Annotated in this window: 21 protein-coding genes and 1 tRNA gene; 10 read left to right on the top strand and 12 right to left on the bottom strand. The window is 68.3% G+C overall.

What is annotated here, in order from left to right; all coding sequences use genetic code 11:
• Positions 1-2: 2 nt before the first annotated feature.
• The 10 genes from cobA to DFQ15_RS02095 form a co-directional block, all read right to left on the bottom strand.
• Positions 3-803: a uroporphyrinogen-III C-methyltransferase gene (cobA, locus tag DFQ15_RS02140; RefSeq protein WP_233504230.1), complete on the bottom strand. Its 801-nt coding sequence runs from the start codon at positions 801-803 to the stop codon at positions 3-5.
• Positions 800-1,765 carry a DNA-binding protein YbiB gene (gene ybiB, locus DFQ15_RS02135; protein WP_110464377.1) on the bottom strand — a complete coding sequence of 322 codons (966 nt, stop codon included), beginning with the start codon at positions 1,763-1,765 and terminating at the stop codon, positions 800-802. Before ybiB ends, cobA begins: the two co-directional genes overlap by 4 nt.
• A gap of 96 nt (positions 1,766-1,861) precedes the next feature.
• Positions 1,862-4,720 carry a nitrate reductase gene (locus DFQ15_RS02130; protein WP_110464376.1) on the bottom strand — a complete coding sequence of 953 codons (2,859 nt, stop codon included), beginning with the start codon at positions 4,718-4,720 and terminating at the stop codon, positions 1,862-1,864.
• A gap of 48 nt (positions 4,721-4,768) precedes the next feature.
• A complete protein-coding gene (gene nirD, locus DFQ15_RS02125; RefSeq protein WP_110464375.1) occupies positions 4,769-5,200 on the bottom strand; it encodes a nitrite reductase small subunit NirD in 432 nt (143 codons plus the stop codon).
• Positions 5,201-5,228: 28 nt separating this feature from the next.
• On the bottom strand, positions 5,229-7,688 hold the full coding sequence (gene nirB, locus DFQ15_RS02120) for a nitrite reductase large subunit NirB (protein WP_199399797.1): 2,460 nt from the start codon (positions 7,686-7,688) through the stop codon (positions 5,229-5,231).
• Between the two features lie 295 nt (positions 7,689-7,983).
• Positions 7,984-8,481, bottom strand: a complete 498-nt coding sequence (locus tag DFQ15_RS02115; RefSeq protein WP_146228619.1) for a hypothetical protein — start codon at positions 8,479-8,481, stop codon at positions 7,984-7,986.
• A gap of 392 nt (positions 8,482-8,873) precedes the next feature.
• On the bottom strand, positions 8,874-9,692 hold the full coding sequence (locus tag DFQ15_RS02110) for an ABC transporter ATP-binding protein (protein WP_110464373.1): 819 nt from the start codon (positions 9,690-9,692) through the stop codon (positions 8,874-8,876).
• A complete protein-coding gene (ntrB, locus tag DFQ15_RS02105; RefSeq protein WP_110464372.1) occupies positions 9,689-10,552 on the bottom strand; it encodes a nitrate ABC transporter permease in 864 nt (287 codons plus the stop codon). Before ntrB ends, DFQ15_RS02110 begins: the two co-directional genes overlap by 4 nt.
• A 91-nt stretch (positions 10,553-10,643) precedes the next feature.
• Complete coding sequence (locus DFQ15_RS02100; RefSeq protein WP_110464371.1) at positions 10,644-11,924, bottom strand: CmpA/NrtA family ABC transporter substrate-binding protein; 1,281 nt, start codon at positions 11,922-11,924, stop codon at positions 10,644-10,646.
• Between the two features lie 317 nt (positions 11,925-12,241).
• Entirely contained in the window at positions 12,242-13,480 is a 1,239-nt protein-coding gene (locus DFQ15_RS02095; RefSeq protein WP_110464370.1) for a nitrate regulatory protein, read from the bottom strand.
• A 106-nt stretch (positions 13,481-13,586) separates the two neighbouring features.
• Here DFQ15_RS02095 and tsaD point away from each other — a divergent pair, with 106 nt between their 5' ends.
• Positions 13,587-14,624 carry a tRNA (adenosine(37)-N6)-threonylcarbamoyltransferase complex transferase subunit TsaD gene (gene tsaD, locus DFQ15_RS02090; RefSeq protein WP_110464369.1) on the top strand — a complete coding sequence of 346 codons (1,038 nt, stop codon included), beginning with the start codon at positions 13,587-13,589 and terminating at the stop codon, positions 14,622-14,624.
• A 242-nt stretch (positions 14,625-14,866) separates the two neighbouring features.
• Here tsaD and DFQ15_RS02085 read toward each other — a convergent pair whose 3' ends face one another.
• A complete protein-coding gene (locus DFQ15_RS02085) occupies positions 14,867-15,259 on the bottom strand; it encodes an Hsp20/alpha crystallin family protein (RefSeq protein WP_110464368.1) in 393 nt (130 codons plus the stop codon).
• A gap of 375 nt (positions 15,260-15,634) precedes the next feature.
• Positions 15,635-15,931: a hypothetical protein gene (locus DFQ15_RS02080; protein ID WP_199399796.1), complete on the bottom strand. Its 297-nt coding sequence runs from the start codon at positions 15,929-15,931 to the stop codon at positions 15,635-15,637.
• 139 nt (positions 15,932-16,070) lie between these two features.
• Here DFQ15_RS02080 and rpsO point away from each other — a divergent pair, with 139 nt between their 5' ends.
• From rpsO to DFQ15_RS02035, 9 genes are all read left to right on the top strand, one after another.
• Positions 16,071-16,337: a 30S ribosomal protein S15 gene (gene rpsO, locus DFQ15_RS02075; RefSeq protein ID WP_055833217.1), complete on the top strand. Its 267-nt coding sequence runs from the start codon at positions 16,071-16,073 to the stop codon at positions 16,335-16,337.
• A 206-nt stretch (positions 16,338-16,543) separates the two neighbouring features.
• Positions 16,544-18,727, top strand: coding sequence for a polyribonucleotide nucleotidyltransferase (gene pnp / locus DFQ15_RS02070; RefSeq protein WP_110464367.1), 2,184 nt, complete (start codon positions 16,544-16,546; stop codon positions 18,725-18,727).
• A gap of 101 nt (positions 18,728-18,828) precedes the next feature.
• Positions 18,829-19,815, top strand: coding sequence for an NAD(P)H-quinone oxidoreductase (locus DFQ15_RS02065; RefSeq protein ID WP_110464366.1), 987 nt, complete (start codon positions 18,829-18,831; stop codon positions 19,813-19,815).
• Positions 19,816-19,829: 14 nt separating this feature from the next.
• Positions 19,830-20,582, top strand: a complete 753-nt coding sequence (gene tpiA, locus DFQ15_RS02060) for a triose-phosphate isomerase (RefSeq protein WP_110464527.1) — start codon at positions 19,830-19,832, stop codon at positions 20,580-20,582.
• Between the two features lie 33 nt (positions 20,583-20,615).
• Entirely contained in the window at positions 20,616-21,035 is a 420-nt protein-coding gene (gene secG, locus DFQ15_RS02055; RefSeq protein ID WP_110464365.1) for a preprotein translocase subunit SecG, read from the top strand.
• Positions 21,036-21,150: 115 nt separating this feature from the next.
• Positions 21,151-21,235: transfer RNA gene (locus DFQ15_RS02050), tRNA-Leu, on the top strand.
• 59 nt (positions 21,236-21,294) lie between these two features.
• Positions 21,295-21,654: an NADH-quinone oxidoreductase subunit A gene (locus DFQ15_RS02045; protein WP_110464364.1), complete on the top strand. Its 360-nt coding sequence runs from the start codon at positions 21,295-21,297 to the stop codon at positions 21,652-21,654.
• A 24-nt stretch (positions 21,655-21,678) separates the two neighbouring features.
• Complete coding sequence (locus DFQ15_RS02040) at positions 21,679-22,161, top strand: NuoB/complex I 20 kDa subunit family protein (protein WP_055833201.1); 483 nt, start codon at positions 21,679-21,681, stop codon at positions 22,159-22,161.
• A gap of 11 nt (positions 22,162-22,172) precedes the next feature.
• Positions 22,173-22,796, top strand: a complete 624-nt coding sequence (locus tag DFQ15_RS02035) for an NADH-quinone oxidoreductase subunit C (protein WP_110464363.1) — start codon at positions 22,173-22,175, stop codon at positions 22,794-22,796.
• Positions 22,797-22,803: the final 7 nt, after the last annotated feature.

Below are 22,803 nucleotides of genomic sequence, written 5' to 3'. Positions count from 1 at the left end.
CCTCAGGCGGCGCGCAGGCCTCCCAGCGCCGGTCGGGTTCGGGCCGCAGCCAAGCCGGTCAGCACATCGCCGACCACGATCACCGACGGGCTGCCCAGCCCCTGCGCCACGATCGTCGACTGCAGCGCGCCGAGCGTCGTGACCGCATGCCGCTGCGTCGGCAGCGTCGCGTTCTGGATGACGGCCACCGGCGTGCCGGCCGGCAGGCCCGATAGCAGCTCGTCCTGGATGCGGGCCGCGCCCGACACGCCCATGTAGATCACCAGGGTAAGCCGTGCCGCATGCGCGGTGGCGGCCAGCGCCCGCCAGTCGGTGCCGGAGTCGCCGGGCTTGGCATGGCCGGTGACGAAGACCACGCCGTGGGCATGCTCGCGGTGGGTCAGCGGCACGCCGATCGCGGTCATCGCGGCCAGGCCCGAGGTGATGCCGTTGACCACCTCGACCTGCAATCCGGCGGCGCGCAGGTGCTCCACCTCTTCGCCGCCGCGGCCGAAGATGAACGGGTCGCCGCCTTTGAGCCGCACGACCCTCTCGCCGTCGCGCACCGCCATCAGCATCAGCTTGTCGATGAAGGCCTGCGGCGTGCTCTTGCAGCCGCCGCGCTTGCCGACGTAGACGACGCGGGCGGTGGGCGAGGCCAGCGCCACGATCGCGTCCGCCACCAGGTCGTCGACCAGCAGCACGGTGGCCGCGCGGATCGCCTTGACCGCCTTGACCGTCAGCAGGTCCGGATCGCCCGGGCCGGCGCCCACCAGGGTGCAGCTGCCGTGGGGCAGGGGGGCGAGGGGATCGTGCATCGTCATGGTCGTGGCTCCTGATTCGGTTGTCGTGCGGCCGGGGCGAGGGCCTGGCGCGTCGCTGTCTCCTGGGCGGCGATACGCAAGATGTATTCCACCTGGCGGGCGATGGGACCCGGTACCGGCAGCGCTCCGCCGAGCACCGCGCGGGTGTAGTCGGCGGTGGTCCGCACGTCGATCTCGGTGGGCAGGCCGGGCACCGTGGGCAGCGTGCCCGGCTGCTGGGCCTGCAGTTGCATGCGGGTGCCGTGTACGAAGCCGGTCATCTCGGGCGTACGGCGCGGGTCGGCCACCACCTCGCCCTCCATGCCGCGCGACAGCATCGCGGTGGCGCCGGTCAGTTCGAACACCGCGCCCATCGATTCGGCGTACGGCAGGTGGGTGTAGCTGGCCACCAGCACGGCCGGGCCGTCGCACGGGTTCGTCAGCTTCACGACGCTGTGCGCCGGGTTGCGCAGGCCGACCACCCGGCGCACGTCCAGCAGGCGCTTCAGGCCGACGCAGAGCAACTCGGTCGGCGCGAAGGCCACCGTGCCGTTTGCTATGATATTGATAGCGTGTAGTCGATGTATATCGAGGGCTTCGAGCACATCCGATGCCAAAACCCGGCCCGATTCGGTCGCTGCGCCGTGCACCAGCACCGGCAGGCCTTCGCGGGCCACGAGCAGGGCAAGCAGCGGCGTCAGCACGGGCAGGCGGCGTGCGCCGTTGTAGCTGGGCAGCACGACCACCGGCCGCTGCGAGGCGGGCACGCGGGCGGTGCGGGAGACGGTGGCGTCGAGGAAGCCGGCCATCTCCTCGGGCGTCTCGCCCTTGATCCGCATCGCGAGGCAGAAGGCGCCGATCTCCAGGTCGGTCACGCTGCCGTCGAGTACCTGGCCGAACAGGTCCGCCGCCTGGGCGCGGTCGAGCGGCCGGGCGCCGCGGGCGCCGCGGCCGATTTCCTTGATGTAGTGGCTGATGCCCATGCGGGATCGTATGTCTCGTTCGGGGGAAATGCGGGACCTTCGATTGTCGAAGATCGGTTCCCACTTTCGGCTATATGCCGAATGACGCCAGGGTCGTCATGCGCCCACGGTGGCGGCCGGCTCCGCCGCGGCGGCCGGCTCCGCCGCGGCGGCGGGCGTGGCCCGCACGATGCGCCGCAGCTCGGGTATGCACGATCCGCAGTTGGTGCCGCATCGCAGCGCGCCCTGCAGCGTCGCCAGCCGGGCGTCCTCGCTGCCGGCGCAGCCGCCCAGGAAACCTGCGATCGCCGGCTCGGTGACGTCGAAGCAGGTGCACACCTGCCGGCCGCGCGATTCCACCGCCACCGGCGCGGTGGCGCCCGGCACCAGCAGGAGCCGGCCGTAGGCCTGGGCCGGCAGCTCGTCCTGCAGCAGGGTGCGCAGCCAGGATTCGGCGCGGGTGTCGCCCGCCAGGACGAAGCCGTCGATGAAGGCGTCGGCACCGTCGCGGCGCAGGCGGATCGCCCGGCGCTGGCCGCGGCGGCGGTCGGCGTAGCGCAGTGCGTCCGGCGCGGCCAGGCCCAGCAGCTGTTCGACCTGCGCGACCAGGGCCTCGGGCTGCGCCTCGTGGGCCGCGGCGCGGAACAGCACGCCGAACCGCTCCTGCTCGGGCGCGGCCAGCGGAGCGTTGTTGGAGAAGGGCACGCAGGTCGCGAAGGGGAACTGCGCCATCAGCGTGCGCAGCGCGTCGCGGGCGGCGAGCGCCTCGCCCTCGGGCAGCCAGGCCATGCCGAGCAGCGTCCAGGGCAATTCGGCCTTCAGCACCTTCACCGCGGTGTGCTTCAGCTCGGGCTGCTTGGAATCGGGACAGTAGGCGGGCAGGGTGAGCGCGTTGACACCGGCCAGCCGCTGGCCGATGGAGGACTGGCCCGACAAAAATTCTTCGCCCCAGTGCATCGCCATGAAGGCCTGGGTCATGCCCACGTCTTCGGACGGCTGCACCGGCACCACGATCGAGCCGCGGCGCGAGCTGAGCTGCACCAGGTCGCCGGCCGCGAGCTTGCGGCGCGCCATGTCGGACGGGTGCAGCTGCACCGCCGGCTCGGCCACGTGGCCGAACAGCCGGCCCAGCGTACCGGTGCGGCTCATGCCGTGCCACTGGTCGCGCAGCCGGCCGGTGGTGAGCGAGAACGGGTAGCGCGCGTCGCGCGGCTCGGCCACCGCCTTGTAGGGCACGGCGACGAAGCGGGCGCGGCCGTCGGGGGTGGCGAAGCGGCCGTCTTCGTAGAGCCGCGCGGTGGAGGTGCCGCCCTCGGGCAGCGGCCACTGCTGCGGGCCCTGGGCATCGAGCATCGCCCACGACAGGCCGGTGATGTCGAGGTCGCGGCCGCGGGTGGTCTCGCGGTGCTCGTTCCAGATGGCTTCGGCCGACGCGGTTGCGGCGAGCGGGTCGAGCGAATACGGGAACAGGTGCTGCGGCAGGCCCGGCAGCCGCACGGCCAGCCGCTGCGCGAAATCGGTGGCGGCGGCCCAGTCGTGGCGGGCGACGCCGGGGGCCGGCACGGCGGGGCGCACCCGGCTGATGCGGCGCTCGCTGTTGGTCATGGTGCCCACCTTTTCGCCCCAGGTGGTGGCGGGCAGCAGCAGGTCGGCGAAGGCACATGTGGCGGTGGTGGCGAAAGCCTCCTGCACCACGACGAACTCGCAACGCTCGAGTGCGCGGCGCACCATCGCCTGGTCGGGCATCGACTGCGCCGGGTTTGTGCAGGAGATCCACAGTGCGCGGATTTCGCCGTCGGCCGCGGCCTGGAACATGTCGATCGCGCTCTTGCCCGGGGCGGCGGGCACGTCGGACACGCCCCACAGCGCCGCCACTTCGGCCCGGTGCCGCGGGTCGGCCATGTCGCGGTGGGCCGAGAGCAGGTTCGACAGGCCGCCCACCTCGCGCCCGCCCATCGCATTGGGTTGCCCGGTGAGCGAGAACGGGCCGGCGCCGGGACGGCCGATCTGGGCGGTGGCCAGGTGCAGACCGATCAGCGCGGTGTTCTTGGCGGTGCCGCTGGTCGACTGGTTATGGCCCATGCAGTAGAGGCTGAGCGTCGCGGCCGAGGTGGCGAAGAGGCGCGCGGCCTGGAACAGGTATTCCTTCTTGATGCCGCAGAGGAAGGCCACGTTGTCGGGCGTGCAGTCGCGCACCAGGGCCTTCAACGCATCGAAGCCGGTGGTGTGCGCGGCGATGTAGGCCGCATCGGTCCAGCCCTCCCACAGCATGATGTGCAGCATGCCGTGGTAGAGCATCACGTCGGTGCCGGGCTGGATCGCCAAGTGCAGGTCGGCGGCGGCGGCGGTGTCGGTGCGGCGCGGGTCGACCACCACGGTCTTCATCGCGGGCTTGGCGGCGCGCGCGTCCTCGATCCGGCGGTAGAGGATCGGGTGCGCCCAGGCGGTGTTGCTGCCGGTGATGAACAGGCAGTCGGCATGGTTGACGTCGTCGTAGCAGACCGGCGGCGTATCGGCGCCGAGGGTCTGCTTGTAGCCGGCCACCGCGCTGCTCATGCACAGGCGCGAGTTGGTGTCGACGTTGTTGGTGCCGATCAGGCCCTTGGCCAGCTTGTTGAAGACGTAATAGTCCTCGGTGAGCAATTGGCCCGACAGGTAGAAACCCACCGCGTCCGGGCCGTGGCTGCGGATCGTGTCGGCGAAGCGGTCGGCCGCCAGGTCGAGCGCCGTGTCCCAGGGCATTGCTTGCGGTGCGGCGCCGCGCCGGGCGCGCAGCATAGGCTGCAGCAGCCGCGTCTGCAGCGTGACCTGGGCGGTGGCGGTGCGGGCCAGGGTCGAGCCCTTGGTGCAGAGCCGGCCGAAATTGGCCGGATGCTCCGGGTCGCCGCGCACGCCGGTGATCTGGCCGTCGTGCGACTCGATCACCACGCCGCAGCCGACGCCGCAGTACGGGCAGGTGGACTTGGTTTCCTGCATGGGCGGTTTCGCTCGTGGTGGGAGGAGGCAGGCGGCGGGGCGGGGCGCTCAGGCGGCGGTGCCGGCCATGTCGTTTTGCGGATGGCCGGTGTCGTTGGCGCCGTGGGCGCCCGACGCACGCGGTCCGGCCACGGGGCGCGGCAGGTCGGTGGCGTGGGTGGCCAGCTCGCCGGCATCGAGGTGCACCACGCCGGCATCGACGCGGACGGCGAAGCGCGGGGTGCAGCCTTCGTCGGGCGCCTTGGCGCAGCCGTCGTCCATGCCGATCGTCCAGTTGTGCAGCGGGCAGGCCACGCTGGTGCCGAAGACGATGCCCTGGCTGAGCGGGCCGCCCTTGTGCGGGCAGCGGTCGAGCAGGGCGAAGACCCGGTCCTGGTCGTTGCGGAACACCGCCACGTCGATGCCCACCGGGCGGGCGACACGGCGGGAGCCGAGGACCGGGATGTCCTCGACGCGGCAGATGGGTTTCCATTCGCTCATGGGGTTTCCTCGTGGTGCGGTGCGTCGTTCAGACGGCCACGGCGATCGGGATGACCGGCGTGAACTGGCGGGTATCGACCGATGCCTTGGCCGATTCGAGCCACGGGTCGGGCGCGCCGTCGAGCGAGAACTGCAGCCGCTCCCACAGCGCCTTGCGGCCGGCCTCGTCGTCGAGGATCTTCTTCTTGACGTAGTCCAGACCCACCCGGCCGATGTAGTGCACCGTGCGCTCCAGATACCAGCCCTCTTCGCGGTAGAGCTGCAGGAAGGCGCCGGCGTGCTCCATCACTTCCTCGGCGGTCTTCACCTTCACGAAGAAGTGGGCCACCTCGGTCTTGATGCCGCCGTTGCCGCCGACGTACATCTCCCAGCCCGAATCGACGCCGATGATGCCGACGTCCTTGATTCCCGATTCGGCGCAGTTGCGCGGGCAGCCGGAGACGGCCAGCTTGACCTTGTGCGGCGCGTACATCGCCCACAGCGCACGCTCCAGGTCCTTGCCCAGTTGCGTGCTGTCCTGCGTGCCGAAGCGGCACCATTCGCTGCCGACGCAGGTCTTCACCGTGCGCAGGGCCTTGGCGTAGGCCAGGCCGCTCGGCATGCCCAGGTCGGCCCAGACGCCCTGCAGGTCTTCCTTCTTGACGCCCAGCAGGTCGATCCGCTGGCCGCCGGTGACCTTGACGGTGGGAATCGCGTACTTGTCGGCCACGTCGGCGATGCGGCGCAGGTCGGCCGCGGTGGTGGTGCCGCCCCACATGCGGGGAATGACCGAATAGGTGCCGTCCTTCTGGATGTTGGCGTGGCTGCGCTCGTTGACGAAGCGGCTCTGCGGATCGTCCTTCGCCTCCTTCGGGAAGGTGCTGATCAGGTAGTAGTTGAGCGCCGGGCGGCAGGTGGCGCAGCCGTTGGGCGTCTTCCAGCCGAGGGTGCGCTGCACCTCGGCCATGCTGGTCAGGTGCTCCTTGCGGATCGCGTCGCGCACTTCCTGGTGGCTGTGGTCGGTGCAGCCGCAGAGGGCCTTCTTCTCGGGGGTGGACGAGTAGTCGCCGCCCGCGGTGAACATGATGATCTGCTCGACCAGGCCGGTGCAGGAGCCGCAGGACGCGCTGGCCTTGGTGTGCCTGCGCACGTCTTCCAGGGTGAACAGGCCCTTCTCCTTGATCGCCTTGCAGACGGCGCCCTTGGTCACGCCGTTGCAGCCGCAGACCTCGTCGCCGTCGGCCATCGCGGCCGCCTTGTTCTGGCCCTGGTGGCCGCTGTCGCCCAGGTTGGATTCGCCGAACATCAGCCGGTCGCGGATGTCGCTCACGCTGCGGCCTTCGCGCAGCAGCTTGAAGTAGTAGCTGCCGTCGACCGTGTCGCCGTAGAGGCAGGCGCCGACCAGCTTGTCGTCCTTGATCACCAGCTTCTTGTAGACGCCGCCGAAGGGGTCGCTCATCACGATCTCCTCGGTACCTTCGCCGCCCATGAACTCGCCGGCACTGAAGAGGTCGATGCCGGTGACCTTGAGTTTGGTGGAGGTGAGCGAGCCCAGGTAGCGGCCGATGCCCATCTCGGCCAGATGGTTGGCCGCCACCTTGGCCTGCTCGAACAGCGGCGCCACCAGGCCGTAGGCGATGCCGCGGTGGGCGGCGCATTCACCGACCGCGTAGATGCGCGCGTCGGTCACCGTCTGCAGCGTGTCGGTGACGACGATGCCGCGGTCGCAGTGCAGCCGGCTCTTCTCGGCCAGGGCGGTGTTGGGGCGGATGCCGACGGCCATCACGACCAGGTCGGCGGACTCTTCGGTGCCGTCCTTGAAACGGATCGCGCTGACGCGGCCGGCGTCGTTACCCACCAACTCCTGGGTATGGGCATTGAGGCGGAACTTCAGGCCGCGGTCTTCCAGGGACTTGCGCAGCATGCCGCCGGCCACGTCGTCCAGCTGGCGCTCCATCAGCCAGGCGTTCACATGCACCACGGTGACGCTCATGCCGCGCAGCATCAGGCCGTTGGCGGCCTCCAGCCCCAGCAGGCCGCCGCCGATCACCACCGCATGCCGGTGCGTCTTGGCGGTCTCGATCATGGTGTGGGTGTCGGCCATGTCGCGGTAGGCGATCACGCCTTCGAGCCGGGCGCCCGGCACCGGCAGCATGAAGGGGTTGGAGCCGGTGCACAGCAGCAGCCGGTCGTACGCCGCCTCGGTGCCGTCGTCGGCCCGCACCACCCGCCGGACCCGGTCGATCTCGGTGACCTTGCGGCCGGCATGCACCGTGATGCCGTTCTCTTCGTACCAGGACCACGGGTTGAGCACGATCTCGTCGACCGTCTGCTCGCCCGCCAGCACCGGGGAGAGCAGGATGCGGTTGTAGTTGGGATGCGGCTCGGCGCCGAAGACGGTGATCTCGTAGAGGTCGGGGTCGATCTTCAGCAGCTCTTCTAGCGTGCGCACGCCGGCCATTCCGTTGCCGACCAACACCAGCTTCTGCTTCTTCACGCGCATGTCCATGGCAGTTCTCCGTGGGGCCATCCTGAAAACGAAAAAGGCGTCCGCAGGACCGTGGCCAGCGGAGCTGGTACGACATGCGGACGCCTTTGTCCTCAGGCCCTCCGCGACGCCGTTGCCGTGAAGGACCTATGGCGGGAACGATGCAAGAGGTGTGCCAGTCGGAATGCACCGTGCAGCGCCGCTGCGCGGCGCGATTTGCCGCGGTGCGGCATGCCGGGCGGACAAGACGAGCAAGTGCTGCTTCGGATTGGTGCGCGCGTGCGCCCCAGGCGGTGCGAGAAGGCGTATCAACGTATCAATTCCTGCCCAGCGTCCAGACCGATCGGTCACGTTGCACCAGCGCCTGCAATTCGCCGATCAACTTTTGGGGATCGTTTTGCGCGGCCCTGGCCGCATCGATGACGGCGGGGCGGACCGGCAGGTTCTTGGCAAGATCGAGAAGAATTTTGCCGATCTGGAGCTGATCTCCCTCGCTGACATCAGCGGGCAGACTGACGATCGTCTCGACCTTGAACAGCATGTTCATGGCCGTCTTCAGAACGTCGCTCGGAACCTGGGCATCGCCGCCGCGCGGCAGCCGTGCGCTGGTCTCCGGGTAGTCCCGGTAGTGGCGGTCGATTCGCCGCATGATGCGATCCGATCGCCGTCTGAAGTCGTCCGCTCCCCCTGCTCTGACGTCACCGTTCAGACGCGCCTGCCTCTGCAGCTCTAGCGCTACGGCATCGGCGTATTGGGCTTCCAGACCTTCTATGCCGTAGGCGCGTTGCTGGAGGTTATCGATCAGTGTGGCCATGCCCCTGATTTCTTCGAGCATCCTCAACTCCACGCTGTTCGGTTGCCCGGGCATCGGGGACCTCGCCGGAGTTCCCATGGGCGAGGGCCGCTGTGATGCACGGCCCCGCCCCAGCAGAGGCGAGTTGCCCGGGAGTGGACTTGCCCGTCGCGGCCGCTCGGGCGTCTGTTGATCGGTCACGTAGTAGGTACGGGGCGCTTCCACGCGATCAAGGTTCGCAGAACAAAGATTTCCCATGTTTCTCCGATATATGCCGTTCAGTGCGAGTCAGTAGGCCGCAGGTTCTTTCGCCCGGAGCTGCGCCGGGCGAATGCCTGCCAGCGAATGCGATGCGCAGCCCCTCGACACCTTCTCGACCGCGGGCCACGACCTCGACTGCCCGCCGGGTCCGGTCATGCCGCGGTCTTCTCCACGTGGGCCTGGCGGGTGTAGAGGAAATCGATCACCGCCTTGCGGCAGTGCGCGTACTGCGGGTCCTCGGCCAACGCCACCCGGTCGCGGGGCCGCGGAATGTCGACCGCCAGCACCTCCCCGATGGTGGCGGCCGGGCCGTTGGTCAGCATCACGATCTTGTCGGACAGCAGCACCGCCTCGTCCACGTCGTGGGTCACCATCACCACGGTGCTCCGGGTCTTTGCGACGATGGCCAGCAGCTCGTCCTGCAGCTTGGCGCGGGTCAGCGCATCGAGTGCGCCGAAGGGCTCGTCCATCAGCAGCACCTGCGGCTCCATCGCCAGGGCCCGGGCGATGCCCACGCGCTGCTTCATGCCGCCGGAGATCTCGCCGGGCCGCTTCTGCGCCGCCGGCACCAGTCCGACCAGCGCCAGCGCGGCCTGGGTGCGGTCGCGTAGCTGGGCTTTGGATTCGGTGGCGGAGAAGACCCGCTCCACGCCCAGGAAGATGTTCTCGTAGCAGGTGAGCCAGGGCAGCAGCGAATGGTTCTGGAACACCACCGCCCGTTCGGGGCCGGGGCCGGTTATCTCCTTGTTGGCGCAGAGCAGGGTGCCCTGCGTGGGGGTGGTGAGGCCCGCGATCAGGTTCAGCAGCGTGGACTTGCCGCAGCCGGAATGGCCGATCAGCGCGACGAACTCGCCCTTGGCGACGGTCAGGTCGATGTCGCGCAGGGCCGGGAACGCGCCCTTGGCGGTCTTGAAGGTCTGGGCGACGTTCTGGACTTCGATGAATTTGGTACTGAGTGATGCGTTGCTCATGACTTCACCTCTTCGAACGTGAACGCGGTCGCCAGCTTGATCAGCGCATATTCGAGCAGCAGGCCGACGATGCCGATCACGAAGATCGCGATGATGATGTTCTTGACGTTGAGGTTGTTCCACTCGTCCCACACCCAGAAGCCGATGCCGACGCCGCCGGTCAGCATTTCGGCCGCGACGATCACCAGCCAGGCGGTGCCGACGGCCAGGCGCACGCCGGTCAGCATGTAGGGCAGCACGGCGGGAAACAGGATCCTGGTGAGGATCTTCCACTCGCTCAGGTCCAACACCCGGGCGACGTTCATGTAGTCCTGCGGCACCCGCTGCACGCCCACGGCGGTGTTGATGATCATCGGCCAGATCGAGCAGATGAAGATGGTCCAGATGGCGGCCGGGTTGGCGCCCTTGAAGACCAGCAGCCCGATCGGCAGCCAGGCCAGCGGCGAGACCGGCCGCAGCAGGCTGATCAGCGGATTGCACATCCGCGACAGAAAGCGGAACCGGCCGACCGCGAAGCCCACCGGAATGCCCACCACCGCCGCCAGGCCGAAGCCCAGCGCCACCCGCTGCAGCGAGGCCAGCACGTTCCAGCCCACGCCCTGGTCGTTCGGGCCCTTGCTGTAGAACGGATCGCTGAAGACGACGATCGCCTGCTGCAGCGTGTCGGCCGGCGTCGGGATGCCGCCGGCGGTGACGGCCGAGACCAGCTGCCACACCACGCCCAGCAGCGCGATGCCGACGACGGGTGGCAGTGCCCGCAGCCAGAAGACCCGCCAGTCGCGCGGCGTGCGGGCCGGTTTTTGGACATCTTTCAGGCCTGTAGCCGGCGATTCGCTTGGACTTGCTGCTATGGTATTCATAGTGACGAACGGGTGGTGCCAGCCGGGGGCCGGCGGATCGGTGGGCGGGGCGGCGAGGGCCGAGTGGAAGACGGTGCCGACCCTGGTGGTGCTAGGCGTGGACCTTGAACGAATCGGCGTACTGCTTCGGGTTCTTGCCGTCCCAGACGGTGCCGTCGATCAGCTTGCTGGTGCGCATCGTGTCCTTGGGGACCGGCGTCTTGCTGGCGGCGGCGGCGTCCTGGTAGATGCCGATCTGGTTGATCTGCTGGGCCACGGCCAGGTAGTCCGGGTGCTCCTTCAGCAGGCCCCAGCGCTTGTGCTGGGTCAGGAACCACATGCCGTCCGACAGGTACGGGAAGTTGACGTTGCCGTCGGCGTAGAACTTCATGTAGTTCGGGTCGTCCCAGGTCTTGCCCAGGCCGTTCTGGTAGCGGCCCAGGATGCGCTGGTTGATCGCGTCGACGCTGGTGTTGACGTAGGACTTGTCGGCGATCGTCTCGGCCATCTTCATCTTGTTCTGCAGGCCGGCGTCGATCCACTTGCCGGCCTCCAGGATGGCGGCGGTCACCGCGCGGCAGGTGTTGGGGTACTTCCTGACGTACTCGCCGGTGGTGCCCAGCACCTTCTCGGGGTGGTCCTGCCAGATGTCCTGGGTGGTGACGCCGGTGATGCCGATGCCGTCCATGATGGCGCGGTGGTTCCACGGCTCGCCGACGCAGAAGCCGTCCATGTTGCCGATGCGCATGTTGGCCACCATCTGCGGCGGCGGCACGGTGATGACCTTGCTGTCCTTGAGCGGATGAATGCCGTAGGCCGCCATCCAGTAGTACAGCCACATCGCATGGGTGCCGGTGGGGAAGGTCTGGGCGAAGGTGGATTCGCGCTTGTCGGTGGCCATCAGCTTGGCGAGCGACGGGCCGTCGATCGCGCCCTTGTCGGCCAGCTTCTTCGAGAGGGTGATCGCCTGGCCGTTGTGGTTCAGGTTCATCAGCACCGCCATGTCTTTCTTGGCGCCGCCTAGCCCCAAGTGCACGCCGTAGACCAGACCGTAGAGCACGTGGGCGAAGTCGAGTTCGCCGTTGACCAGCTTGTCGCGCACGCCGGGCCAGCTGGCCTCCTTGCTGGGCACGATCTTCACGCCGTATTTCTTGTCGATGCCCAGGACGGAGGCCATCACCACGCTGGCGCAGTCGGTCAGCGGGATGAAGCCGATCTTCACCTCCGCCTTCTCCGGTGCATCGGAGCCGGCGGCCCAGACGCCGCCGTGGCCCAGGCTGGAGAAGATCGCGCCGGTGCCCACGACGCCGGCCTTGCACAGGAAATCGCGGCGGCCTGCGCTGGCGGGGGCTGTAGCGGTTGCGGGGGCGGAACCGGGGGACTGCGTTGCCATCTTTTCAACTCCTGAATGTGTCGGAAAACCGACCCGGAAAATGAAAACGGCGCCCATCTCTCGACCGCGAGCTGACGCCGCCGGTGGGAGATGGACGCCATTGTCCGGGTGTCTGGGTGACCTTGTGACCCGACCGCCGTTGGCCGGGTGACGAACCAGGACAAAGCAGGAGTCGTGCCAGTGCGTGGCGGCGGTTTCGGCGGCAAAAGCGGTCCGTCGCGGTGCGCGCAAGGCAGATCGCCGGGGCGTAGTGCGCAGCGCGGTGCCATGCCGTGGCGCAGCGCACCATGAGCGGAGGATGGCAGCGCGATCGCCCGTCAGCGCGCACCACCGGGCAGCAGATCGGCCATCGCCAGCACCGCCTCGGCCACGTCGACCAGGCGGCGGTTCTGGCTCATCGCGGTCTGGCGCAGCATCTTGTGGGCTTCTTCCTCGCTCAACTGGCGGTGCGCCATCAGCAGGCCCTTGGCGCGCTCGACCAGCTTACGTTCGTTGAGCGAGGCGCGCACGGTCGTCAACTCGTCGTTCATCGCCTGCAGGCGGCGCGATTGCTCCTGCATCATCTCCAGTACCGAGCGCTCCAGGTGCGGGCCGTAGGACTGCGGAGCCGCCGTGAAGCCGCCCGGCGCCGGCGCGGGGCCGGCCAGGGCCGCCAGCAGCGACCGCTGCGACCGCAGGTCCTGCCGTGCCTGGGCGATCTTGCTGCGGCAGCGCGCCAGCAGGTCCGTCGCCAGCCGCGCCTCGACCGCCTGCATCGCGTCGATGCGGGCGCTGCAGCTGTCGAACCAGCCCTGGCTGGCCTCGGGGTCGAGCAGGCCGTCCTCGGGCGCGGTGCAGCCGATGCGGCGCAGCCGCTCCAGCTCGGCCAGCGGCCGGCCGTCGTTGCAGGCCTGCCAGAGCGCGAGCGGACCGGCCTCGGCGAAATCGACGAACACCTGGAAGCAGCGCTCCTGCGAATCGATCAGGTGCAGCCACTGCTGCTGGCGCCGGGCATCGGAGCGGCCGCTGGCGAAGGCGGCGGCGCCGGTGGCGCGCTCTTGGCCGGCGAACTCCTTGCCCTGCATGAAATTGAACATCGCCACCAGCAGGCGCGAGACCTGCGGATCGCTCGCGCTGTCGGCCGCCTCGAACACCACCGCCAGCAGGCCCGAGACCAGCCGGGTGAAGGCCTGCGTGGCCTCGGCCGCGGTGATGCCGTCGAGCGCGTCGATCCGCTGGCGCAGCGCGGGCAGCGATTCCAGCCCATGCAGCACGTAGGCGATGCGGCTGAAGAGCCGGGCGCCGTTGCCGATGCGCCCGCCGTCGATGTCGAGCCGGTCGAACGCGGCGCGCGCCTCGGCCTCGAGCCGGCGGCATTCGGCGATCTGCTGCGTCCGCTCGGCCGTCCAGCGCCTGCCGCCCGAGCTGAGCACCAGGTTGCTCATGCCGCGCTCCCGCTGCAGCGCATGGGTGAACTGGCCGGTGCGCTGCACCAGCTCGCTGGTCAGCATCAGCTGTTCCAGCTCGCGGATCTCGCATTGGCGGGCGGCGATCAAGAAACCAAGGCCTGATGTCATGGAGGAACGTGTGCCTGGATTGCGCAGCGGGGCAGGGGGCCGGCCGCTGCGTCGTGGGTGCGCCATCATGCCCGAGCGGTCGGGGCCGGCCGCCTACACTCCTGGGATGCTGGTACTGGGTATCGAATCTTCTTGCGACGAGACGGGCGTGGCCCTGGTGGAAACCGAAGGCGCCGCGCCGCCGCGGCTGCGGGCGCATGCGCTGCACAGCCAGATCGAGATGCACCAGGCCTACGGCGGCGTGGTGCCCGAGCTGGCCAGCCGCGACCACATCCGCCGCGTGCTGCCGCTCACCGAAACCGTGCTGGCCGAGGCCGGCAGCACCCTGGCCGCGGTCGACGTGGTGGCCTACACCCGCGGCCCCGGCCTGGCCGGCGCGCTGCTGGTGGGTGCGGGCGTGGCCTGCGCGCTGGGCGCCGCGCTCGACCGGCCAGTGCTGGGCGTGCACCACCTGGAAGGCCACCTGCTGTCGCCCTTCCTGAGCGCCGACCCGCCCGCGTTCCCCTTCGTGGCGCTGCTGGTGTCGGGCGGCCACACGCAGCTGATGCGGGTCGACGGCATCGGACGCTACGCGATGCTGGGCGAGACGATCGACGACGCCGCCGGCGAGGCCTTCGACAAGAGCGCCAAGCTGATGGGCCTGGGCTACCCCGGCGGCCCCGCCCTGTCGCGGCTCGCGGCCCAGGGCGATCCGGAAGCCTTCACGCTGCCGCGTCCGCTGCTGCACAGCGGCGACCTCGACTTCTCCTTCGCCGGCCTCAAGACCGCGGTGCTGGTCCAGGCCAAGCGGCTGGGCGACGACCTGGAGGCACGCAAGGCCGACCTGGCCGCATCGACCCAGGCGGCCATCGTCGACGTGCTGGTACGCAAGACGATGACGGCGCTGCGGCAGGCCGGTCTGGACCGGGTGGTGGTCGCCGGCGGCGTGGGTGCCAACGCCCGGCTCCGGACCGAGCTGGACGACCGGTGCGCGGCCCGCGGCATCCGGGTGCACTATCCCGAGCTTCACCTGTGCACCGACAACGGCGCGATGATCGCGATGGCCGCCGCGATGCGGCTGCAGGCGGGCGCCGCGCACGCCAACCGCGCCTACAGCTTCGACGTCAAGCCGCGCTGGCCACTGGACCAGATAGACATCGCTTGAGAAGGCGCAAGGGGTGGGCGCACATCGGATGCGCTCCCGGCCTGAGAAAAAGCCGCCCTCGCTGCTCAAAGCACCTGTGGCTTTTGTGTTGCTGCACGACAGGCGCCGCGCGGCGCCTCAGAAGGTATGAAAGAACCGTAGCGAGCGAGCCCGAGCGTGCGTAGAGGACCGGCGCCGCACTTTGGTTCGGTGAGGACCGCAGGCGCGCAATCGGACTGCGCAGCAGGTTCTCGCACACCTTCTCAGTCGATGGCCAGCGTGGCGACGTTGCTGACCGGCTGCTTCTTGGCCAGGTGCAGGTTCAACACGCCGTGTTCGAGCTTGGCGCGGCTGGCGGCGGCGTCGATCTCCTGCGGCAGTTCGTAGGCCGCCTTGAAGGCACGCGGGGCGCCTTCGATGCTGTCGATGCGCAGCACGGCGCCTTCCAGGCCGATGCTCAGGTGCTCGCGGGCCAGGCCGGGCACGTCGATCTGCAGGTCCCATGCGGCATCGTCCTGGCCGACCAGCGTGGCGGGGTTGCGGGCCTGGTGGCGCGGCGCCAGCAGCGCCTCGTTGACGAAGCGCTCGAAGCTGCGGTCGACGGCGCGGGGAGGGGTGGCGTAGGAAGCGCGGCGGATCACGGGTGCGAAGAACATGGAAAACTCCTTGGTTACGCTGCGCGGCCCTCGGACGGATGAGCGCCGCATACAGCCAATCTGCGCACCCGCCGGGGCATTTCAAGAGAGAAAGCTGCGCTCTAAAAATATGCTCTCCGGTGTCTTGAAAACAGGCGCCGCAGCGTTATGTGCCCCGGTTTTTTTGGCACGGCCGCACAGGCCTGGGTGGCCTCTTGACCGCCGGCGGCCACCGGCAACCCCATCCGGAGCGCCATGATCGAGAGCCTGTCGGGAGCCTTCGCCGACACCGGTGCGGCGGTTTTTCGCAACCGGGTCCGGGCGATCGACCGGGTCAACGCGCGGGGCGGCGTGGCACCGCCCGGCGGCGCACGCGGCCGTGGGGGGGAGGGGGGATCAGCGGCCGTAGCCCAGGCAGGCGCCGGCATTCGGCAGGCCGCGGCACTCGCGGTTCAGGCGACGGTCCCGCTCGGCCGTCGTTTCACCCGAGCCGCCCTGCATCTGGCGCGGCCGCGATACCCGGTGTCGGGCGGTGCGATAAGGCTGTGGCGCATCGGCCTGCGCATCCTGTCCGCGGGCCGCGTGGGCCGGCGCGGCGGCCAGCAGGCTGCCGAGCAGCAGGGCGGCTGCCGCCAGCGTAGGTGCGAGTGACAGGGCGGTTACCGAGGCGCGGCGAGGGGCGGTGGCGTACATCGTCGTGGGTAGGGGCAAAGGAGTGGGTAAGGGCCGGAAAGCGGCTCACGTTATAATCGACCGGCTTTGCATTCGGCAAGGCGCACGTGGCGCGCAGTTCCAGCGCACCTCGCAAGTCGAACATCTACCGGAAATCAACATGATCGCATCCTCCATCAAGGCCGAAGTCGTCAAGGACAACGCCCGCGCCGCCAACGACACCGGCAGTCCCGAAGTGCAAGTCGCCATCCTGACGGCCCGCATCAACGAACTCACCCCCCATTTCAAGACCCACGCCAAGGACCACCACGGCCGCCGCGGTCTCTTGCGCATGGTCAGCCGCCGCCGCAAGCTGCTCGACTACCTTAAGGCCAAGGACGCAGACCGCTACACCGCGCTGATCGCCAAGCTGGGTCTGCGCAAGTAAGCGCACACCATTGAAAAAACGCCTGGGTTAGCACGCTAGCTCAGGCGTTTTTTTCTTCCGGAGTTCGCAACACAGAGCGAAGCTGTGTCATTCCAACGGGCCTTGGCTCCGAGGCTCGCTGGAATGGCATCGTGTTCTGAATTGCACTCCGGCCCGTGCAGGTCCTCCGTGAGCTGCTATCGATTGAAGAGCAAAAAGGAATACGCATGAGCATTTTCAACAAAGTCACCAAGACCTTCCAGTGGGGCGAACACACCGTCCGCATGGAAACCGGCGAAATCGCACGCCAGGCCTCCGGCGCCGTGCTGGTGGACATCGACGACACCGTCGTGCTGGCCACCGTGGCCGCCTCCAAGACCGCCAAGAGCGGCCAGGACTTCTTCCCGCTGACCGTCGACTACATCGAGAAGACGTACGCCGCCGGCAAGATCCCCGGCAGCTTCTTCAAGCGCGAAGCCAAGCCGAGCGAACTCGAAACCCTGACCAGCCGCCTGATCGACCGCCCTATCCGCCCGCTGTTCCCCGAAGGTTTCTTCAACGACGTGCACGTGGTGATCCACACCGTGTCGCTGAACCCCGAAGTCGATGCCGACATCGCCGCCATGATCGCGGTGAGCGCGGCGCTCGCCATCTCGGGCATCCCGTTCGCCGGCCCGATCGGCGCGGCCCGCGTGGGTTACGTCAACAACGAATACGTGCTGAACCCGGGCCAGACCGCCCGCAAGAACTCGCAGCTCGACCTGATCGTCGCCGGCACCGAAGCCGCCGTGCTGATGGTCGAATCGGAAGCGCAGCAGCTGTCCGAAGAGATCATGCTCGGCGCCGTCGTCTTCGGCCACGAGCAGGGCAACATCGCGATCAACGCGATCCACGAGCTGGTTCGCGACGCCGGCAAGCCGGTCTGGGACTGGCAGCCGCCCGCCGAGGACGAGCCGCTGATCGCCAAGGTCGCCGCCCTGGCCGAAGAAAAGCTGCGCGCCGCTTATCAGCTGCGCAACAAGCAGGCCCGCACCCAGGCCCTGCGCGAAGCCACCGCATCGGTCATCGAAGGCCTGAAGGCCGACGGCTCGTCGGTCGACAGCGTCAAGGTCGAAGGCCTGCTGTTCGACATCGAAGCCAAGATCGTCCGCAGCCAGATCCTGGCCGGCGAGCCGCGCATCGACGGCCGCGACACCCGCACCGTCCGCCCGATCGAGATCCGCAACAGCGTGCTGCCCCGTACCCACGGCTCGGCCCTGTTCACCCGCGGCGAAACCCAGGCGCTGGTCATCACCACGCTGGGCACCGAGCGCGACGCGCAGCGCATCGACGCGCTCGCCGGCGAATACGAAGACCGCTTCCTGTTCCACTACAACATGCCTCCCTTCGCCACCGGCGAAGTGGGCCGCATGGGATCGACCAAGCGCCGCGAAGTCGGCCACGGCCGCCTGGCCAAGCGCGCGCTGATCGCGGTGCTGCCGAACAAGGAAGAATTCCCGTACACGATCCGCGTCGTGTCGGAAATCACCGAGTCGAACGGTTCCTCGTCGATGGCGTCGGTCTGCGGCGGCTGCCTGTCGATGATGGACGCCGGCGTGCCGATCAAGACGCACGTGGCCGGCATCGCCATGGGCCTGATCAAGGACGCCAGCCGCTTCGCGGTGCTGACCGACATCCTGGGCGACGAGGACCACCTGGGCGACATGGACTTCAAGGTCGCGGGCTCGGCCACCGGCATCACCGCGCTGCAGATGGACATCAAGATCCAGGGCATCACCAAGGAAATCATGCAGGTCGCGCTGGCGCAGGCCAAGGAAGCGCGCCTGCACATCCTGGGCGAGATGCAGAAGGCCATGGGCGAAGCCAAGGCGGTGGTGTCCGACTTCGCACCCAAGCTGTTCACCATGAAGATCAATCCGGAGAAGATCCGCGACGTGATCGGCAAGGGCGGCTCGGTGATCCGTGCGCTGACCGAGGAAACCGGCACGCAGATCAGCATCGACGAAGACGGCACCATCACCATCGCCTCGACCGACAACGCCAAGGCCGACGAAGCCAAGCGCCGCATCGAGCAGATCACCGCGGAAGTCGAAATCGGCAGGGTCTACGAAGGCCCGGTCGTCAAGATCCTCGACTTCGGCGCACTGATCAATTTGCTGCCCGGCAAGGACGGCCTGCTGCACATCAGCCAGATCGCCCACCAGCGCGTCGAGAAGGTCACCGACTTCCTCACCGAAGGCCAGATCGTCAAGGTCAAGGTCCTGGAGACGGACGAAAAGGGCCGGGTGAAGCTGTCGATGAAGGCGCTGCAGGAACGTCCGGCCGCCGGCGGCTACGGCGGTGCCTTCGGCGACGCCTCCCAGCAGCAGCAACAGCAGCAGGGCCATGCCAACCCGGGTTCGCAAGGCTGATCGGTTGATCGTCTTTTGCTCCTGAATTCGTAGCGTGCAGCCGGCGTCCAGCGCCGGCTTGCGCTCGAAATGGCTCCGAATTTTCTTTGCGAGAGTTTCCGATGCGTGTTGTCGAGATCACATCCTTTGGCGCGCCCGACGTGCTGCAGCTGGCCGAGCGGCCGCTGCCCACGGCCGGCGCCGGCGAACTGCTGATCCGGGTCGCCGCCAGCGGTATCAACCGCCCGGACGTGCTGCAGCGGACCGGCAACTACCCGGTGCCGCCCGGCGCGTCGGACATCCCGGGCCTGGAAGTGGCAGGCGTCGTCGAGAGCGGCGATGCCGCCGCGATGGCCGAGGCCGGCCTGATAGTGGGCGACCGCGTCTGCGCACTGCTCGCCGGTGGCGGCTATGCCGACCACGCGGTGGCACCGGTCGCGCAGTGCCTGCCGGTGCCCGCGGGCCTGAGCGACGTCGAGGCCGCGGCCCTGCCCGAAACCTTCTTCACCGTATGGAGCAACGTCTTCATGCGCGGCCGCCTGCAGAAGGGCGAAACCCTGCTGGTGCAGGGCGGCACGAGCGGCATCGGCGTGACCGCGATCCTGCTGGCCAAGGCGATGGGCGCGACGGTCGTCGTCACCGCCGGCGACGACGCCAAGTGCGCCGCCTGCCTGAAGCTGGGCGCCGACCATGCGATCAACTACAAGACTCAGGACTTCGCGGCCGAGGCCAGGCGCCTGACCGACGGCAAGGGCGTCGACGTGGTGCTCGACATGGTGGCCGGCAGCTACGTGGCCCGTGAGATCGAATGCCTGGCCGAGGACGGCCGCATCGTGGTGATCGCGGTGCAGGGCGGCACCAAGGCCGAGTTCAACGCCGGCCTGCTGCTGCGCCGCCGGCTGACGGTCACCGGCTCGACGCTCCGGCCCCGGCCGGTTTCTTTCAAGGCCGAGGTCGCCCGCGAACTGCGCGAGCGGGTCTGGCCGCTGCTGGCATCGGGCCGGGTGAAGCCGGTGATCCACGCCACCTTCGACGGCACGCGCGCCGCCGAGGCCCACACCCTGATGGAGTCCGGCACGCACATCGGCAAGATCGTCCTCACCTGGTGAGCACCGACAAGACCATGAACGGAAAGAAAAAGAAGCTCATCGTCGGCAACTGGAAGATGAACGGCGGCCTGGAGGCCAATGCCCGTCTCCTGGCCGACCTGACCGCCGGCCTGGGTTCGCCGGCCTGCGACGTGGCGGTCTGCGTGCCCGCGCCGTACCTGGCCCAGGTGGGCGGTCTGGTCGCCGGAATACCTGTCGCCCTTGGTTCCCAGGACGTGTCGGCCCATGCGCAGGGCGCCTACACCGGCGAGACGTCGGCCGGCATGCTGCGCGATTTCGGCGTCCGCTTCGCGATCGTCGGGCATTCGGAGCGCCGCCAGTACCATGGCGAGACCGATGCCGTCGTCGCTGCCAAGGCGGTCGCCGCGCTGGATGCGGGCATCGTCCCGATCGTCTGCGTCGGCGAAACGCTGGCCGAGCGCGAAGCGGACCGGACGGTCGAGGTCGTGGAACGCCAGCTGGCCGCCGCACTCGACGCACTGGGCGATCGCGCGGCCGGCATGGTGCTGGCGTACGAACCGGTCTGGGCCATCGGCACCGGCAAGACCGCTTCGCCCGGGCAGGCGCAGGCCGTGCATGCGGCCCTGCGCAGCCAGCTGCGCAACGCTTGCGCCGATGCGACCGGAATCAAGATACTGTACGGCGGCAGCATGAACGCCGCCAATGCGGCCGAGCTGCTCTCGCAGCCCGATATCGACGGCGGCCTGATCGGCGGCGCGTCGCTCAAGTCCCCGGATTTCCTGAAGATCGTCAACGCCGCGCACTGATTCGCGGCCCGCACCCTGTATTTGGAGTCTTTTATGAACATCGTCTTCAACCTCGTCCTCGTCGTGCAGATCCTGTCGGCCCTCGGCATGATCGGCCTGATCCTCATCCAGCACGGCAAGGGCGCCGACATGGGCGCCGCCTTCGGCAGCGGCGGCTCGGGCAGCCTGTTCGGCGCCAGCGGCAGTGCCAATTTCCTGTCGCGCACCACCGCGGTGTTGGCGGCGGTCTTCTTCGTCTGCACGCTGGCCCTGGCCTATTTCGGCAACCTGCGTCCGGCGGATTCGGGCAGCGTGCTCGACCGCGCGGGCGTCGCGTCGCCCGTGGTTGTTCCGCCGGCCGACACCGGCCCCGCCGGCCAGATCCCGGGCAACACGCCCGTCAAGCCGGCCGCAGCGGGGGCGGCCGACAGCTCGGTGCCTGCACCGTCGACGCCGGCCACGCCCAAGCCCTGAGTCAGATGGAAAACTCTGCGCCCCGCGAAAAAAGGGTGATTACAGAGTAGAATCGCAGTCTGTTCGGAAAGCCAACCACCGCAAGGTCCTCATGCCATCCGAACATCGCGAAAGAGCCGTCGTGGTGAAATTGGTAGACACGCTATCTTGAGGGGGTAGTGGCGAAAGCTGTGCGAGTTCGAGTCTCGCCGACGGCACCATACACAACCTGCCTGGATCCCGCGTCCAGGCAGGTGCAAGCGGCAAGCAAATCCCCAAAATGAACCTCGATCAGTACCTGCCTGTCCTCTTGTTCATTTTGGTCGGCATCAGTGTCGGCATCCTGCCGCAGGTGCTCGGATACGTCCTCGGCCCCAACCGGCCGGACGAAGCCAAGAACTCTCCCTACGAGTGCGGTTTCGAAGCGTTCGAGGATGCGCGCATGCAGTTCGACGTGCGCTACTACCTCGTCGCCATCCTTTTCATCCTGTTCGATCTCGAGATCGCTTTCCTGTTTCCCTGGGCCGTGGCGCTCAAGGACATCGGTGCGACCGGGTTCTGGGCCGCCGTGATCTTCCTCGGCATCCTGGTGGTCGGTTTCGCTTACGAATGGAAAAAGGGCGCGTTGGATTGGGAGTGATCCGGCCAGCACAAGGAGTTCACGATGGCTATCGAAGGTGTTTTCAAGGAAGGGTTCATCACCACGTCGTACGACTCGGTGGTGAACTGGGCCAAGACAGGCTCGTTGTGGCCGATGACGTTCGGCCTGGCCTGCTGTGCGGTCGAGATGATGCATGCGGCCGCGGCCCGCTACGACATCGGCCGCTTCGGCGCTGAGGTGTTCCGCGCCAGCCCGCGCCAGTCCGACCTGATGATCGTGGCCGGCACGCTGTGCAACAAGATGGCGCCGGCGCTGCGCAAGGTGTACGACCAGATGGCCGAGCCGCGCTGGGTGCTGTCGATGGGCACCTGCGCCAACGGCGGCGGCTACTACCACTACAGCTATTCTGTGGTGCGCGGCTGCGACCGCATCGTGCCGGTCGACGTCTACGTCCCCGGCTGCCCGCCCACCGCAGAAGCCCTGATCTACGGAATCATCCAGTTGCAGCAAAAGGTGCGCCGCACCAACACGATTGCCCGCGTATGAGCGCACATTCCATGACCGACGCCAACCCGGCGCTGGCGATTTCGCCCGAGGCGCTTCAGGAAGTCCTGGCGGCCGCGTTGGGCGACAAGGCGACGCGCTTCGTCGTGCGCCTGGGCGAGGTGACCGTGATCGTGTCTGCCGATAACTACTTGGCGGCGATGCGGACGCTGCGCGACGCTCCGGGCTGCCGTTTCGAGCAGCTGATCGACCTCTGCGGTGTCGACTATTCCGAGTATCGCGACGGCCTGTGGGAAGGCGCGCGCTATGCGGCCGTGACCCATTTGCTGTCGGTCAGCCTCAACCAGCGCGTGCGGGTGAAGGTGTTCTGCGCCGACGACGACATGCCGATGGTGCCGTCGGTCACGCCGCTCTGGAGCGCTGCGAACTGGTTCGAGCGCGAGGCCTTCGACCTCTTCGGCATCGTGTTCGACGGCCACGAAGACCTGCGCCGCATCCTGACCGACTACGGCTTCATCGGTCATCCCTTCCGCAAGGACTTCCCGCTGTCGGGCCATGTCGAGATGAAATACGACCCCGACATGAAGCGCGTGGTCTACCAGCCGGTCTCGATCGAGCCGCGCGTGGTCACGCCGCGCATCATCCGCGAAGACAATTACGGCGGCCTGCTGCACTGAGCAGCCG

The organism is Xylophilus ampelinus (genome assembly GCF_003217575.1).
Lineage (GTDB): Bacteria > Pseudomonadota > Gammaproteobacteria > Burkholderiales > Burkholderiaceae_C > Xylophilus > Xylophilus ampelinus.
Note: the sequence above shows the minus strand (reverse complement) of the source record. Positions and strands in the feature narration are given on the sequence as shown.

What these genes read in the sequence shown, in the direction of transcription:
- cobA (WP_233504230.1), bottom strand. Translation starts at nt 803, where the DNA reads ATGACGATGCACGATCCCCTCGCCCCCCTGCCCCACGGCAGCTGCACC.
- ybiB (WP_110464377.1), bottom strand. Translation starts at nt 1,765, where the DNA reads ATGGGCATCAGCCACTACATCAAGGAAATCGGCCGCGGCGCCCGCGGC.
- DFQ15_RS02130 (WP_110464376.1), bottom strand. Translation starts at nt 4,720, where the DNA reads ATGCAGGAAACCAAGTCCACCTGCCCGTACTGCGGCGTCGGCTGCGGC.
- nirD (WP_110464375.1), bottom strand. Translation starts at nt 5,200, where the DNA reads ATGAGCGAATGGAAACCCATCTGCCGCGTCGAGGACATCCCGGTCCTC.
- nirB (WP_199399797.1), bottom strand. Translation starts at nt 7,688, where the DNA reads ATGGACATGCGCGTGAAGAAGCAGAAGCTGGTGTTGGTCGGCAACGGA.
- DFQ15_RS02115 (WP_146228619.1), bottom strand. Translation starts at nt 8,481, where the DNA reads ATGGCCACACTGATCGATAACCTCCAGCAACGCGCCTACGGCATAGAA.
- DFQ15_RS02110 (WP_110464373.1), bottom strand. Translation starts at nt 9,692, where the DNA reads ATGAGCAACGCATCACTCAGTACCAAATTCATCGAAGTCCAGAACGTC.
- ntrB (WP_110464372.1), bottom strand. Translation starts at nt 10,552, where the DNA reads ATGAATACCATAGCAGCAAGTCCAAGCGAATCGCCGGCTACAGGCCTG.
- DFQ15_RS02100 (WP_110464371.1), bottom strand. Translation starts at nt 11,924, where the DNA reads ATGGCAACGCAGTCCCCCGGTTCCGCCCCCGCAACCGCTACAGCCCCC.
- DFQ15_RS02095 (WP_110464370.1), bottom strand. Translation starts at nt 13,480, where the DNA reads ATGACATCAGGCCTTGGTTTCTTGATCGCCGCCCGCCAATGCGAGATC.
- tsaD (WP_110464369.1), top strand. Translation starts at nt 13,587, where the DNA reads ATGCTGGTACTGGGTATCGAATCTTCTTGCGACGAGACGGGCGTGGCC.
- DFQ15_RS02085 (WP_110464368.1), bottom strand. Translation starts at nt 15,259, where the DNA reads ATGTTCTTCGCACCCGTGATCCGCCGCGCTTCCTACGCCACCCCTCCC.
- DFQ15_RS02080 (WP_199399796.1), bottom strand. Translation starts at nt 15,931, where the DNA reads ATGTACGCCACCGCCCCTCGCCGCGCCTCGGTAACCGCCCTGTCACTC.
- rpsO (WP_055833217.1), top strand. Translation starts at nt 16,071, where the DNA reads ATGATCGCATCCTCCATCAAGGCCGAAGTCGTCAAGGACAACGCCCGC.
- pnp (WP_110464367.1), top strand. Translation starts at nt 16,544, where the DNA reads ATGAGCATTTTCAACAAAGTCACCAAGACCTTCCAGTGGGGCGAACAC.
- DFQ15_RS02065 (WP_110464366.1), top strand. Translation starts at nt 18,829, where the DNA reads ATGCGTGTTGTCGAGATCACATCCTTTGGCGCGCCCGACGTGCTGCAG.
- tpiA (WP_110464527.1), top strand. Translation starts at nt 19,830, where the DNA reads ATGAACGGAAAGAAAAAGAAGCTCATCGTCGGCAACTGGAAGATGAAC.
- secG (WP_110464365.1), top strand. Translation starts at nt 20,616, where the DNA reads ATGAACATCGTCTTCAACCTCGTCCTCGTCGTGCAGATCCTGTCGGCC.
- DFQ15_RS02045 (WP_110464364.1), top strand. Translation starts at nt 21,295, where the DNA reads ATGAACCTCGATCAGTACCTGCCTGTCCTCTTGTTCATTTTGGTCGGC.
- DFQ15_RS02040 (WP_055833201.1), top strand. Translation starts at nt 21,679, where the DNA reads ATGGCTATCGAAGGTGTTTTCAAGGAAGGGTTCATCACCACGTCGTAC.
- DFQ15_RS02035 (WP_110464363.1), top strand. Translation starts at nt 22,173, where the DNA reads ATGACCGACGCCAACCCGGCGCTGGCGATTTCGCCCGAGGCGCTTCAG.